Origin of the sequence: Pseudoalteromonas sp. P1-26, assembly GCF_001401795.1 — a bacterium.
In the GTDB taxonomy this organism is placed as follows: Bacteria; Pseudomonadota; Gammaproteobacteria; order Enterobacterales; family Alteromonadaceae; genus Pseudoalteromonas.
Map to the genome: position 1 here is coordinate 1 of NZ_LKDX01000135.1, position 530 is coordinate 530.

The following is a 530-nucleotide window of genomic DNA, read 5'->3' on the forward strand; positions in this document are numbered from 1 at the left end:
TGGATTAAATCTTTTGATTCAGCAGCGGCTCAGCAGGTTGCTCGCGATTTAGAAACTGCTGTTAAGAATGCTTTTTCAAAGGTTCGTTTACAGCGCTTTCCAAAGCATAAAGTCTCATACAAAAAGAAAAGACTTCACAATGACTCGTTTCGAGCCGTTAATAATGCCAATTGCATTCGAATCGAAAATGGCGATATCAGTATTCCGAAGGTCGGCAAAGTGCCAATCGCTCTGCATAGTGAGCTAGTGAGCTAGTGAGCTAGTGAGCTAGTGAGCAAAATTAAGACCGTCACTGTTCAATATCATCACGGAAAATAGGAATGCAGTATCACTCAGGAAGTGGAATGCAAAACGGCTAAACAAGTTTTGGAAATGCTCTCTGGCTTTGACATCAACTCAAAGCAAACGGTGGTTGGTTCGAACGGTTTCGTGGCCGACAACCCGAAGTTTTTAAAGCAAGCAATAGAGAAGTTAAATCAATTGCAACGCCAGCTTGCACGTCGAACCAAAGGTTCAAATCGCTGGCAAAA

Annotated in this window: 1 pseudogene; it reads left to right on the forward strand. The window is 42.6% G+C overall.

Annotation, left to right across the window (positions count from 1 at the left end):
- Positions 1 to 255, forward strand: a pseudogene (locus tag AN394_RS22385) (RNA-guided endonuclease TnpB family protein); the annotation flags it as partial.
- Between the last annotated feature and the right edge of the window lie 275 nt (positions 256 to 530).